At 56.8% G+C, this 13,257-nt stretch carries 9 protein-coding genes; 3 read left to right on the top strand and 6 right to left on the bottom strand.

Features of this window, described 5'->3' with window-relative positions:
• Positions 1–87: 87 nt before the first annotated feature.
• Positions 88–2,439, top strand: coding sequence for a YgiQ family radical SAM protein (locus AB5Z09_RS07770; protein ID WP_110302701.1), 2,352 nt, complete (start codon positions 88–90; stop codon positions 2,437–2,439).
• 82 nt (positions 2,440–2,521) lie between these two features.
• Here AB5Z09_RS07770 and AB5Z09_RS07765 read toward each other — a convergent pair whose 3' ends face one another.
• From AB5Z09_RS07765 to AB5Z09_RS07750, 4 genes are all read right to left on the bottom strand, one after another.
• The gene (locus AB5Z09_RS07765) at positions 2,522–4,753 is read right to left on the bottom strand and encodes a hypothetical protein (protein ID WP_133249545.1); all 2,232 of its coding nucleotides are present in this window, start codon (positions 4,751–4,753) and stop codon (positions 2,522–2,524) included.
• 383 nt (positions 4,754–5,136) lie between these two features.
• A complete protein-coding gene (locus AB5Z09_RS07760) occupies positions 5,137–6,636 on the bottom strand; it encodes a histidine-type phosphatase (RefSeq protein ID WP_368194994.1) in 1,500 nt (499 codons plus the stop codon).
• 288 nt (positions 6,637–6,924) lie between these two features.
• Positions 6,925–7,719: a hypothetical protein gene (locus AB5Z09_RS07755; RefSeq protein ID WP_368194993.1), complete on the bottom strand. Its 795-nt coding sequence runs from the start codon at positions 7,717–7,719 to the stop codon at positions 6,925–6,927.
• A gap of 190 nt (positions 7,720–7,909) precedes the next feature.
• Complete coding sequence (locus AB5Z09_RS07750; RefSeq protein ID WP_151286685.1) at positions 7,910–8,518, bottom strand: short chain dehydrogenase; 609 nt, start codon at positions 8,516–8,518, stop codon at positions 7,910–7,912.
• A 105-nt stretch (positions 8,519–8,623) separates the two neighbouring features.
• Here AB5Z09_RS07750 and AB5Z09_RS07745 point away from each other — a divergent pair, with 105 nt between their 5' ends.
• The gene (locus tag AB5Z09_RS07745; RefSeq protein WP_368194992.1) at positions 8,624–9,505 is read left to right on the top strand and encodes a LysR family transcriptional regulator; all 882 of its coding nucleotides are present in this window, start codon (positions 8,624–8,626) and stop codon (positions 9,503–9,505) included.
• Between the two features lie 128 nt (positions 9,506–9,633).
• Complete coding sequence (locus AB5Z09_RS07740; RefSeq protein WP_151286684.1) at positions 9,634–10,548, top strand: Gfo/Idh/MocA family protein; 915 nt, start codon at positions 9,634–9,636, stop codon at positions 10,546–10,548.
• Positions 10,549–10,659: 111 nt separating this feature from the next.
• Here the strand turns inward: AB5Z09_RS07740 and AB5Z09_RS07735 are convergent, their stop codons facing one another.
• Together AB5Z09_RS07735 and yccS are read right to left on the bottom strand one after the other, a co-directional pair.
• Positions 10,660–11,010, bottom strand: a complete 351-nt coding sequence (locus AB5Z09_RS07735; protein WP_151286683.1) for a TusE/DsrC/DsvC family sulfur relay protein — start codon at positions 11,008–11,010, stop codon at positions 10,660–10,662.
• Between the two features lie 24 nt (positions 11,011–11,034).
• A complete protein-coding gene (gene yccS / locus AB5Z09_RS07730) occupies positions 11,035–13,188 on the bottom strand; it encodes a YccS family putative transporter (protein ID WP_151286682.1) in 2,154 nt (717 codons plus the stop codon).
• Positions 13,189–13,257: the final 69 nt, after the last annotated feature.

The raw sequence follows: 13,257 nt of genomic DNA, 5'->3' as shown, positions 1-13,257 counted from the left end.
CCGCGGGATCTATAGGGACAAAAAGCCATCGCTCCCCTTGGCCGCAACCGGTATAATGCGCGACCCGAATTTTTCCAGGTGTTCAAAATGCAGCCGGTACCCAACCTTTTCTCCTATCCCCGCTATTGGGCCGAGTGCTACGGCACGGCGCCCTTCCTGCCCATGTCCCGCAAAGAGATGGACAAGCTCGGTTGGGACAGCTGCGACGTCATTCTGGTGACGGGGGATGCCTACGTGGATCACCCGAGTTTCGGCATGGCGGTCATCGGCCGCATGCTGGAGGCGCAGGGCTTTCGGGTCGGCATCATCGCCCAGCCGGACTGGTCATCCAAAGATGACTTTATGCGTCTGGGCAAACCGAACCTCTTCTTCGGGGTGACCGCGGGCAACATGGACTCCATGATCAACCGCTACACCTCCGACAAAAAGCTGCGCCACGACGACGCCTACACCCCGGGGGATGTGGGCGGCAAGCGGCCGGATCGCGCCACCCTGGTCTATACCCAGCGCTGCAAGGAGGCCTTCAAGGAGGTCCCTGTCGTTATCGGCGGCATCGAGGCGTCGCTGCGCCGTATCGCCCACTACGACTACTGGTCCGAGACCATCCGCCGCTCCATCCTGCTCGATGCCAAGGCCGATATCCTCATCTACGGCAACGCCGAGCGGCCGCTGGTGGAAGTGGCCCACCGTATCGCGGCGGGGGAGACCATCGACACCATGCAGGATATTCGCGGCACCGCCGTCATCCGCAAGGAGCCGCTGCCGGGCTGGAAAGGGGTGGATTCGAGCAAGCTCGACCAGATTGGCCGCATCGATCCCATCATGAACCCCTATATGGAAGGGGCCCCATGCTCGGATGACGCCACCGACGCGGCACCTGCCGCGCAGGAAGCCCAGCCCGTGCTGGTGCAGCCGCCCAAGCCCAAGCCGTGGGAAAAAACCTATGTGAAGCTGCCGGCGTTCGAGCGGGTGAAAGAGGACAAGGTGCTCTACGCCCACGCCTCGCGCATTCTGCACCACGAAACCAACCCCGGCTGTGCCCGCGCCCTGTCGCAGGCTCACGGCGATCGCATCGTCTGGGTCAACCCGCCCGCCTTCCCGCTGGAAACCGAGGAGATGGACGGCGTCTTCGGCCTGCCCTACCAGCGGGTGCCGCACCCTGCCTATGGCAACGAGAAGATCCCCGCCTTCGAGATGATCAAGACCTCGGTCAACATCATGCGTGGCTGCTTTGGCGGCTGCTCCTTCTGCTCCATCACCGAGCACGAAGGGCGCATCATCCAGAGCCGCTCGGAAGAGTCGATCCTCAAAGAGATCGAAGATATCCGCGACAAGGTGCCGGGCTTTACCGGTGTCATCTCGGATCTCGGCGGCCCTACCGCCAACATGTACAAGCTGCGCTGCAAGAGCCCCAAGGCCGAGCAGACCTGCCGTCGCGCCTCCTGTGTCTGGCCTACCATCTGCCCGCACATGGACACCGACCACAGCCCGACCATCAACCTCTATCGCAAGGCGCGCGACCTCAAGGGGATCAAGAAGATCCTCATCGCCTCCGGCGTGCGTTACGACATCGCGGTGGAAGATCCCCGCTATATCAAGGAGCTGGCCAAGTATCACGTCGGCGGCTACCTCAAGATCGCGCCGGAACACACCGAGGAGGGGCCGCTCTCCAAGATGATGAAGCCGGGCATGGGCAGCTACTACCAGTTCAAGGAGCTGTTCGACAAATACTCCAAAGAGGCGGGCAAGCAGCAGTACCTGATCCCCTACTTTATCTCTGCCCACCCGGGCACCACGGATGAAGACATGATCAATCTGGCGCTCTGGGTCAAAGAGAACCGCTTCAAGCTCGATCAGGTGCAGAACTTCTACCCGTCGCCGCTCGCCAACGCCACCACCATGTATTACACGGAGAAAAACCCGTTAAACAAGGTGAGCCGCACCGGTGGCGATGTGTTTGTTGCCAAGGGCGAGCGTCGTCGCCGCCTGCACAAGGCGCTGCTGCGCTACCACGACCCCGCTGGCTGGCCGATGATCCGCGAAGCCCTGCTCGCCATGGGCAAGGGCCACCTGATTGGCAACGGCCCAGGCTGTCTGGTGCCTGCGGAAGGGCGCAACGAGCGCGCCGCCAGCGGCAAGGGGATGAAACCGGCCCTGACTCGCCACAGTAACATTGCTCATCAGCGTGGCAATGGCGCAGGCAACAAGCCGACGGGCGGCAAGCCGGTGGGTTCCCAGCTGCAGAAAGGGGCGGCTAACGGCAAACCGGCCGCACAGGGCGAAGGCAAGAGTGCTGGCAAGGGCAAACCTGCCGGAAAACCTGCCCATAAGGGCAAGGCGCCGACCCGCGCTGGCTCTGCCAAGCCGGGCGTCAAACCCGCAGCTCAAGGCGGCAAGCCTGCGGCTAAAGGAAATGGTGCCAAACGACCGGCGCGGTAAGTTTTCCTGATTGGAAAGTAATCGAAATAAAAAGGCGACCGAGTGGTCGCCTTTGCTAATTATCAATAGTTTTTGGTTTAACTTATGTATTCCAGTTCATAACGGATTTAACCCAATCCCATATTCCTCCCTGAAAAATAGCAACTAATGCAAGAGACCCTGGGACTAAGAGAGCTTTTTTTCCAACCCAATTAACAATTCGTACTATACGCCAACTCTGAAGTGCTTCATGCTTGATGGTGATGTAAGGTGAAATTAGACATGACAATGCCAATGGTGTAATACCTAGTAGAATGGCAGTAATTAGTTTGTTTATGGGTCCAAGCGAGAACTCAAACAAGAAATATTCTGTTAGGGCTAGAGTGAAACCGAGAGCGCACGGCGCTAAAATTGCGATCAAGAAGTAATGGAGTCTTTTTAGCTCTCTTTGTGCTTCTTTTGATTTTATTTCAATCTGAATTAACTGTTGATCTTTAGCTTCTCTAAGTCGCTCAGCATCGGCAATTCTTTGCTCTGCTTCTATTGCAATTTCTTCTGCCTTTCTTAGCTGTTCTTGAGTCGCTAATAATGCATGTTCTGATTTTTCTTTACTTGCTTTTTCAGTATCCAAGAATGCCACAGTAGCATTTAACTTTCCCTGAGTCTGTTCTAACAAATTCAGTGCTGCTTGGTGCTCGGAGAGTAGTTCCTCACGAACTAATGCGAAAATCTCATCATTTGATGTATCAGCTTCTTTTAATCGCCCTCTTAATGCACGGTTTGTAAGGACGGAGCGGACAGTCGAATCTGGCAAGTCATCCACATTCTCAAAACGTGAAAGAGCTTGTAGTACCTGAATTGTTGCTCTTTCATCTTCAGGGTCGAAAGACTGAAAAAAAAGTGGCAAGCGGAAGCTATCGACTAAACTATCTTCCAATTGTTGCGATCGTGGAACCCAAAACTGCACTAGCTGTATTAAGTTACTTGGGTGAAGTACCACAGGAAGGTTTGATGCATTGGCGGCTCTTTTTTTTCGGTCAAAAGAGATTAATCTCCAATCAATTGATACGGCCCAATATTCAACATCAAAAGGTGAGTCTGAATATGACGGTCGACGGTCTTTAACTGCATGCCAAAGTACTGCATCATGTAGATGAGTTTCATATCCTTTGCGCTTGGACTCAGGTATTTCTCGTTCTTCACGTTTTATTTCATCCAGTACATCATCAACAACATCTTGTCGTTGATTGTAGATAGTTGGATGGGCATCAAGTACTTTAATTCCTTTTTCCTGAAGAATTATTTTAAGGTCGTCAATATATGGTTGGAAGAATGCTCGGGCAGATAATCCCGGATTACGTGATGCTGTATCGAAGAATTTTTTAGCAATGCTGGGTAATGGTTGATGAAGTGCTGCCCGGGACATTACAGTTGTTGTCTTGATGCGATCAATGAGATTCATTTGATGGAGGATTACTCGTTTTGCTTCCTCCAGCGTTCCAGGAAGTACGTAGAATTTAATGTCTAATTTTTTTCCAGCCCGTTGAGCAATATCAATAAGTGATAGGGCGGAATCATCACCAGGGTTATCATGAAGTTGTAATACAGAGAAAATGAAGTTCGTGTCAAGTACTACCTTGATGGTTCTTTTCGTCTTTTTACCTTCAATAGCAGCTAATGTTTCTGGTTTTAGCTGGGATGCTTCGGCAAAAAAGTGTGCTGTTAGTAATCGGAGGATTTGGTTTCGACAAGCACTATTACTAGGAGTGAAAAATACTTGTAGTACTTTATAGAGGCCATCGTGATGTTCAGTTGAGAATCGAGAAAGAAAACCGTGTACCCAATCAAAGTCCCGTTGTAACCTGCCATCTGCTAATAGGTGAAAAAGGTTTGCTCCAGTGACCTGTATGGCATGTAGAAGTGATCTTTGAAAGTGTTCCCATACATCTTTAGAGTTTAATGATGGAGTGTATGTGGCGCAGGATGCCAAGAATGTATCAGTGCATTCATCTTGCTCTGCTTTGGCTTTTTGTTGCGCTTTTGTCAGCTCTAGTCTTGCATGTTCGGATAGTCTGAATTTATCACAGATTGGTTTTGCGACAACTCCTTGTGAAATAAGTGTACTAAGGAGTTTTTCAAGCGAGTCGACAGGGAGATTAATCCCAACATCTTGTTGTAATGCGTTTTGCAGTTCAGTAATGGATTTAGGTGTTTCTGTTTTCCAAAGAACTCCTTTTACAACTTGTCCGATAGCTTTTTTCCACCAACCTGACTCATTAAGCTCAACATGATGAATTAATGAAATTATATCAGGGGATAAGTGTTTTAATTTCATTCCTGCGCCTCCTGTGCGCAAATTATGCTATTTATGTCTTCGCAAGCGAATATTAGGCCCAACTTTCTGAACAAAAGGTAATACTGCCCAATTTCACGGAATAGCCATAAATAACAGCTTTATGTATTTTTTTGGCCATCCTTGGCAGCAACCCATCGCAGCTCAACAGGTTCTGGATGGCTATGGTAAGCCAAACGAAACTGCCGAGGCGAGCCTTAAAGTGACTTAACTATCAGAAATTAATCGTTTTTTGAACTGGATCAGCAAATGGAACTGGAAGGCGGCTTTATTGCCATATCCCGCTTTGGCAAACAGGGAAGGGGAGTGAATTGGGGCGACCTGCTGGTCGCCCCTTGTTATCGCCATATCCGGCGTGCGAAGGGTTAGCCTTTATAGCCGTAGCAGCGCTTGAGCTCCTCGAAGTCGTAGTAGTGGCTGCCGCTTTGGTAGGGCTGGCAGCCCGTTTTAAAGGCGATCTCCTTTTCGTTGTAGAGCATCTTGACCAGCACCTGCCGCTGCCCGTTCTGGTAGATATCCCACTGGATATTGGCGGTATAGGGGGAGACCCAGCCGCCGCGCCACTCGTTGTTCTGCTGGCTGAACAGCTGATCCGGGCTGGCCCCTTGACGGCTCCCTTCCAGCTTCATCAGGGCGGCGAGGGGGATAATGGCCTCGGCATGGGCAAAGCGCAGGGTGGCCCGTCGGCTCTGCTCGCCCTCCACCACCTGACGCTGCACCTCGCCAAACAGGCCGTCGAGCAGCGGCTGGGCAATGGCGTAGGGGGCGCTCTGGTTGGCAAAGCTCGGCCCCTTCTCGTAGAAATCTTCCGCATCGGAGAGGTAGGAGAACCAGGCAGACTCCTGTGGGGTGAGGAACTGTTCCAGCGCCCAGGGTTCGCTGCCCTGTGCCTGCGCTTCGCGGATCATGCCGGGGCCGATGATAAAGAGGTTGTAGAGCATCAGGGCGGCATCCACTTCGTCGCGCACATAGGTCATGCCGCCATCTTCCGGGTTGACGGCGACAAACTCGACGCCGCCCGCCAGATAGTCGACAAACCCCTTGCTGTAGATACGCTCCAGCATGCTGCGGGCCATCTCTTTGGTCTTGCTCAGGTTTTTAAGCTGATCCAGCGCTCTGGCCAGCTCGGGGGCCGCGGCAATTCCGGCATCTTCGTCGCCGATAAAGCGCTGGTAGCTCTCATAGGCGGGCAGGTAGCGGGCGTAATCCCCCTCGGGCGTGGTCTTGTGGAAGTAGAGCTCGAACTTGTTGACCAGCTTTTTGTCGATCTTCGAGGGGTCATCCTGCGTGAGGTAGCACTGCGCCGAGTCGCTGACATAGCTCACGTTGCGCTTGAGACTCTCCATAAAGTAGAAGGCGCTTTCGTTGGCCCTGTCCTTGCCCGAGGTGACTACCTTGATGCAGTGGGGCTCACTGCTGTTGAGCAGGGTCGGCAGCCGTGCCGCCAGCCGGGTGGCGAGATTGGCGTGCTCCTCCTTGCCCAGCGCCGAGAGCAGGCCATAACCCAGTTTCTGGTTGGCGGCCGTCACCAGATCGACCTTGCCTCCCAGCCCCTGCCCGAGGGTGGTAAGCGCCCCTTGGCGCTGCGCCTCTTCCCATACCAGCTTGGTCAGCACGTCATATTTCGGGCTGGAGAGGGAGCGCGAGCCATGGCGCGCCACCATCTCGGTAAAGACCGGGCTGAACCCCTGAGGCGCTGGCTCGTAGCTCTCCGCCTGCTGCTGCGGGCTGTAGACCGCTTTGGTGCTGTATTGATAGGCGGTTTTGCCCTGGCTGTCGGCAGACGATTCGTTCTCTGACTGGCAGCCGCCAAGCAAGACCAGCGAGACGGCCAAAGCCACATAAGAAGAGCGCGGGAAAGTCATGATGTTCCTTATCTATCCATATGAAAAATAAGTGAAAAACTCTATGGCTTGAAAATGACCGCGGGATGTCAGCCAGATGACAGGCTGATGACTTCTGATAAAGCAGTAAGCAAGGGGAGGGGCAGAGGGTGGCTATAGGGAGGGTAATAGAGGCTCAACCAACCACTGCGCCGGTCACGGCAGAGTGGTCAGTGAGCGCGTTTGGGATGGGGGCTTATTGTCTTACCTGCTGCCCCGCCATCTTGATCCAAAGGGGGGGGCAATTAAAGGTTGCCAATTAAGGGTTGCTCAATACCACGCCAATAAGGCATCGAACATGCGGGTATGGTTCACTTGCAGGTTTGCCGCCTTGGTAGAAATGGCTGCGCTATAGAGCTGGGCGCCGGGTTCGTTATGACTCTGCACCAGATAGTTTTTATGGCGACAGGTCCCGTAGAGGGAGAGGCTTTTTCTCGCGCAGTGGCCGAGAAACAGTACCCCACCAAGGCCGATTATCAGGCCGGATATATCCATCAGATTGACGGCGGGCAGGGCAAATTGAGCCTCGGCTTGTTGCGCGAATTCATAGAGTGACACGGCAAACATGGCGCCGCAGAGCAGCAGTTTGAGGCGGGCGAGGCTGGTGAGTTTGGTTTGCATCAGGTCCGGCGAGACAAAGTAGAGGTTCTCCAGATGTCGTCTCTGCTCCTTGATAAGGATCCCGCGCACATTGACATCAACCTCGACCTGGGTTGATTCGCGATAGACCAGCCCCTGTTTTTCCCACTCGTCCGCCAGCATGGCAACCAGCACCGGATAGACGACAATGGCCAGGCCGCAATAGATCGGCAGCGCATGATATCCGCTGGACATCAGCCCAACTGACAATATTGCGAATATATAGGGCGACAAGGCTTTGAGTGCAATTGATGATTTCATCGTTATACATCCATAAATAACGCGTTTTATAAGTGCCGATAGCGCACAGGCAATAGTGGCCGCGCCAATAAGCTGCTGCCAAACAGGGCGTTGGTCAGCGGTAATCCATTCCGGCAAATAGCCTGAAATAGTCCCTTTGCTCGGCAACAGGGAGAAGAGCGCCATAGTAAGCCAAACGAGGCCGCTCTGACAGTGACCCGGATGACATAAATCTGTGTACCGTCGTCGAAATAAAATCATATTCTGTCGCTACTCCGGTTCCTCTATGCAAAAAGCCCCGAGAGCAGTGCTTTCGGGGAAGAGGAAAAACATCGACAAGGAATTACAAAGGCATTGGGGTCAGGCCTGAAAAAGATCAGGCATCGACATAGAGCACCTGGCCGCTAATAAAGCCATCGACGGAGCGCTCAAACGCCTTGCCGACCAGAGCTCCCGGCACCGGCTGGAAGCCCGGCATCATCTCGCCATATACGTCCCACGCCTCTTCCAATACGGTCGGGTTGACCACATTGATGCGAATGCCGCGGGGCAGCTCGTGGGCCACGCACTGGACAAAGGTATCGATGGCGCCGCTGGTAGTGGCATCGGCAATGGCCAGCGGGATCGGCTTGATATTGAGAATGCCGGAGATCAGGGTGAAGGAGCCCCCCTGATTGATGTAGTTGAGGCCGATATTGACCAGATTGATCTGCCCCATCAGCTTGCTCTGGATGGTGGTTTGCCACTGCTCGTCACTCATCTCGCCAAAGGGGGCGTATTCGCAATAGCCGGCGGTATTGACCACCGCATCGAAGGAACCCACGTTTTGGTAGAGCCGCTCGATGGACTCTCGGCTGGTGATATCCACCTGAAAATCACACCCCTCAACGGAGCGGCTGGCGGTAATGACCTTGTGCTTGCCCAGACCACTGAGGGCGGCTTGCCCCATTTTCCCCTGAGCACCAATCAGAATGACAGTTTTCATCGTTAACCTCGCTTTGCTGGAAGAGCTGCAAGGTTAGAGAGCCACTGATACAATGTAAATCATGGGTGGTTTGTATGTGATACAACTGAAATTGGTGAGGTAAGGGTGGAGAAGATCGATATCAGGCAGATGCGGGTGCTGGTGCTGCTGGTGAGATACAAGAGTGTGTCGCGGGTGGCCGAGCTGCTGGAGATCTCCCAGCAGGGGGTGAGCAGCCATTTGAAAAAGCTGCGCGATCTCTTTCCCGCCGAGCTCTTTATCCGCCAGAGCGCCGGGTTGCAGCCGACCGACTACGCCTGCGAGCTGGCTGCCAGGTTCGAGCAGATCCTGGCCGATATCGACGGGATCTTTGTGGCTGCCCCCTTCGATCCTGCCAGCAGCGAGCGCACCTTCAGGGTGATGGCCAACGAATATGCCCAGCTCGCCATTATTCCAAGGCTGGCGAGCGCCCTGCGCACTCAGGCGCCCTCCATCCGGCTCGATGTGGTGGACTTTCAGGCCGAAGCGCATCTGGAGGCGCTGGCCAGCGGCGAGGTCGATCTGGTGATTGGCTTTGATGCCTATCTCGACCCGGGGTTGCTGCGCGCCACCCTGCGCCGGGATCACTACTGCTGCGTGCTGCGCCGCGATTCCCGATATCTGCCGGACAACGCCCCGCAGGATCTGGCGGCCATCCCCTTTGTGCAGTTCGCCAACAGCGTCGGCAATTTCGAAGGGCAGATGAGCCCGCAGCAGGTTGCCAGCGCGGCGGTGGCAACGCTCCCCTGTTACACCTCGCTGCAAGCCTTTATGTCGGTCAATGACGTGGCAGCCTGCATTCCGTCGGCCATCGCCGCCCTCGGCGATTTTCGCACCGTGGCGATGGCCGGGGCGCCGCAGCCGTTCGAGGTGGTGGTCGGCAGACACCGCAAAAGCCAGGGCAATCTCGCCATCGAGTGGCTGGCCGAGGTGATCAAGTCGGTCTGCGATCTTGCCATGCCCAAATAACGTCGCTGTTTGCACAGATCTGCACACGCCAGCCAGTGCGCTAACGGCAGGCTGGATCTGCGGGAGAAATCCTGCGATGGTGCGGGCAGTTATCCGCTTGTCCCGTTATCGAGTGAAAAGGAGTTGAGATGCGCATTGCCATGATTGGTCTGGGGGATATCGCCCAAAAAGCCTATCTGCCGCTGCTGGCGAGCGACGAGCGGGTCACCCCGCTGCTCTGTACCCGGAATCCGGCAGTGCTGGAGAAGCTGGCACGCCAGTATCGGGTCGCCGAGTGCTTTACCGATGTGGCGGCCATGCTGGCCAGCCGCCCCGATGCCGTGATGATCCACGCTGCTACCGCCGTTCACCGTGAGCTGGCCGAACAGTGCCTGCGGGCAGGGATCCCCACCTTTGTCGACAAGCCCCTGTGCGACAATCTGGCCGAGGCCGAGGCGCTGGCCAACCTCGCCATTGCGCAAGATTGCGCCCTCTTTACCGGCTTTAACCGCCGTTATCTGCCCGCCATGGCCGAGGCGCGCGCTCAGCCGCTCACCGAGCTGAACTGGCAGAAACACCGCTTCGCCCTGCCGGGCAAGGCGCGGGATTTTATGTTCGACGATTTTATCCATGTGCTCGACAGCCTCTGCTTCTATGGCGGCGTGCCGGGCGGCGACTTTCATGCGGTATTGCGACCGGATACGAAGGACAGCAGCCTGTTGGCCGGGGTTAGCGTCAGCTGGCAGAGCGGGGATCGCGCCATCAGCGGCAGCATGAACCGCAGCGCCGGGATCACCGAGGAGCGCATCGATGCCTACGGCGACAATCTCTCCCTGCACCTTGAGAACTGCACCCGCGGCAGCATCGCCCGCGACAAGCAGGCGCAGATGCTTAGCCCCAACGACTGGCAGCCGGTGCTGGCCCAGCGCGGCTTTGCTGCCATGCTGGCGCACTGGTATCAGCAGATTGAGATCGGCAAGGCGGATAGCGAGCTGATCGCCTCCTACCTGCACGGCCACCGGCTGGCGGAGCAGTTGGTGGCGCTGGCTGACAAGCGGGGATAAGGCTGGCTGAAAGCCTGAGGGATGTGAATACGAGGTGCGCGAAGATAGCGCACCAAACACAACGGGGGCCGCAGTTGCGGCCCCCGTTGTTATGGGATGAGATGCATGGGATCAGATGCACTTCACCGGCTTGGGCAGGCCACCAATCTTGGTCGCCTGTTTGGCGGGCCCTTCCGGGAACAGCTTGTAGAGGTAGCGGCTGTTGCCCTTCTCGGGACCGTACTGCTTTTCCATCGCCTTGACCAGTGCGCGGATGGCGGGGGAGGTGTTGAACTCCAGATAGAAGGCGCGCACAAAGCGCACCACTTCCCAGTGCGGTTCCTCAAGCTCGATCCCCTCCTGCGCAGCCAGCACCAGCGCCAGCTCCTCGTTCCAGTCGTTGCTGTTGAGCAGGTAGCCCTTGGCATCGGTCTCGATGAGTTGGCCGTTGAATTCCAGCTGATGTTTTTCGGACGCAGACATGAGGGCTCCTCGCTAATGGGGCTATCAGGATTGGGCGGGCATGGTAGCGCCTTGATCCCCGGTGAGCAACCGGCTCTCGTTGGCCAGATGCAGCAGCTGATCCGCCAGCTCGCTGATCAGGTTGAGCTGCTGGGTCAGCATCAGCTGCTCCTCGCTGCTGTCCGGACTTATCACCGGACACTGACCACCGATGGAGCTGGAGGGGTTGCCCGCCAGATGACCGGCGGCCTGCTCAAGGGTGTGGCAGATGTGGTGGCGCACCTCATCCAGTCCGCTGATGGCTTCCAGCTTGTCGCGATGGGCCCCCAGCGCCGAGATGTAGGAGAGCAGAGCGTGATTGCGCCAGGTGAGGGTAAAGCAGAGATCGAGGAAGCGGCGGCGCTTTTGCGGCTCCACCAGCATGCTCTGCCAGGCGGTAGCCAGTTCGCTGTCCGCCAGATGGGCGCTCTTGCGCGCCACCCGATAGTCGATGGACTCGTCCCGCTGCTGCTTGAGGCTCGCCAGCACCGCCGAGAGGTAGCGGGCGTTTGCAGACAGCGAATTGGCGATAAGCGTTGGTAGCCGTTTGTACTGCCAGTCCGGCCACAGCCAGGCCACCAGCCCGTAGGAGATCAGGCAGCCGAGCAGGGTATCGAGTAGCCGTGGCCCGAGGATCGCAAAGCCGATGCCATCGAGCAGGTTGAACGCCATCAGCACGTAGAGGGTGATAAAGCAGACCGCGGCGCTGTAGTTGTTGCGCACCTGGGTGAAAAACAGGAAGGCGGCCAGCCCCATCACCACCAGCTGGACGTGCAGCTCGGGGAAGAGCCAGAGCACCGGAATACCCACCAGTATGCCGGCGAAGGTGCCGAGCATCCGCTGCACCAGTCGGCGGCGGGTGGCGCTGTAGCTGGGCTGGCAGACAAACAGCACGGTCAGCAAAATCCAGTAGCCCTTTTCCAGATCAAAGGCTTGCAGTATGCCGTAGCCGATCACCAGCCCGAGTGACAAACGCAGCGCGTGGCGAAACACCATGGAGTGCAAGGTGAGGTGCTGCTTGAGCTGGGCCAGTAGCGGCAGGCGGGGCGGGCGCGCCAGCGCGGGCAGCTCCTGCTCCGGTTGCTCGGGGTTTTGCAACACTTCGGCGCTGCCCAGCAGCTGGTTGATGCTGGCCAGATTGCGGCGTAGGAACTTCATCGGCGTCAGCAGGGTTTTCGGGTAGTGCTGCTTGAGATTGGTGAACTCCAACTGATCGCCAAGGGCCTCCAGCGTCCAGTGGATGCGCTTGTTATGGGCGTAGGGCTTGTGCACCAGAATGGCGTAACCGAGCCGCTGGCACGCCTCGGAGAGCTGCAGGAACACCTCCTGAAATCCTTCCAGCACTATGCCCTGCTTGAGCTCGGCTTCCAGTCGGCTGTAGGGGTAGTGGCTGGAGGTGGCGCGCTCGTGGATTTCCAGCGCCAGCAGGTAGAGGCGCAGCAGGCTGGCCAGCTCGGGGCTCGCCGGATGGCGCCGGCTCAGGCGGGCATTGAGGGCCGATTTGGTGAGGGTCAGCGCGCTCACCAGATTGATGTTGAGCTGGGCCAGATTGTGGCGAATGGCCTGGGCGCCGTGCTCGTCCGCCGGGAAGAAGCGGGACTTTTCCAGCAGGTAGCGACCAAGGGCGAAGTAGCTCTGGGCCAGCTGCTCGTGCAGGGTCTTGTAGGGCAGGAGCCAGAGCCAGATAAACGAGACCAGCCCGTACCAGAGGGCGCCAGCGCCGAGGGCCAGCGGCTGGTAGAAGAGATCCGGTGCCTTGGCGGCTCCCAGCATGGTGTAGATGGCGATCAGCAGCGAGCCGAAGCTGATGGTGGCGTAGCGGGCACCGAGCGCCCCCACCATCACGAAGATAAAGGTGGAGCTGGCGAGCCCGATGGCAAACAGCCAGGGGGTGGGGTAGAGATACTGCACACACAGGGACGCGAACATGAAGCAAATCAGCGTCATGGCGAGGTTTTTGAGCCGTCCCCACAGGCTGTCGTCGGTTTCGGCGATGGCGCCCGCCACGACCCCGAGGGAGAGCAGCACGGTGAGCTGGATATTACCGGTGGCCAGGGTGAAGGCGAGCAGACCGAGAATGGCCAGCAGCACTTTGAGAGCGAAGTAGATGTGACTATCGGTCAGCAGTCGGCGCAGCAGGCCAGAGAGATCCATCGGCATGAGACAGGTGAAACCCTTGATCGAAACGAGAGCGAGATAGTAACCCGCCAAGCGTGAAGTGGCCCTGAT

The organism is Aeromonas sp. R2-2, from assembly GCF_040908355.1.
Lineage (GTDB): Bacteria > Pseudomonadota > Gammaproteobacteria > Enterobacterales > Aeromonadaceae > Aeromonas > Aeromonas veronii.
Note: the sequence above shows the minus strand (reverse complement) of the source record. Positions and strands in the feature narration are given on the sequence as shown.

Coding starts and splice junctions, on each gene's coding strand:
- AB5Z09_RS07770 (WP_110302701.1), top strand. CDS start 88: ATGCAGCCGGTACCCAACCTTTTCTCCTATCCCCGCTATTGGGCCGAG.
- AB5Z09_RS07765 (WP_133249545.1), bottom strand. CDS start 4,753: ATGAAATTAAAACACTTATCCCCTGATATAATTTCATTAATTCATCAT.
- AB5Z09_RS07760 (WP_368194994.1), bottom strand. CDS start 6,636: ATGACTTTCCCGCGCTCTTCTTATGTGGCTTTGGCCGTCTCGCTGGTC.
- AB5Z09_RS07755 (WP_368194993.1), bottom strand. CDS start 7,719: ATGGCGCTCTTCTCCCTGTTGCCGAGCAAAGGGACTATTTCAGGCTAT.
- AB5Z09_RS07750 (WP_151286685.1), bottom strand. CDS start 8,518: ATGAAAACTGTCATTCTGATTGGTGCTCAGGGGAAAATGGGGCAAGCC.
- AB5Z09_RS07740 (WP_151286684.1), top strand. CDS start 9,634: ATGCGCATTGCCATGATTGGTCTGGGGGATATCGCCCAAAAAGCCTAT.
- AB5Z09_RS07735 (WP_151286683.1), bottom strand. CDS start 11,010: ATGTCTGCGTCCGAAAAACATCAGCTGGAATTCAACGGCCAACTCATC.
- yccS (WP_151286682.1), bottom strand. CDS start 13,188: ATGCCGATGGATCTCTCTGGCCTGCTGCGCCGACTGCTGACCGATAGT.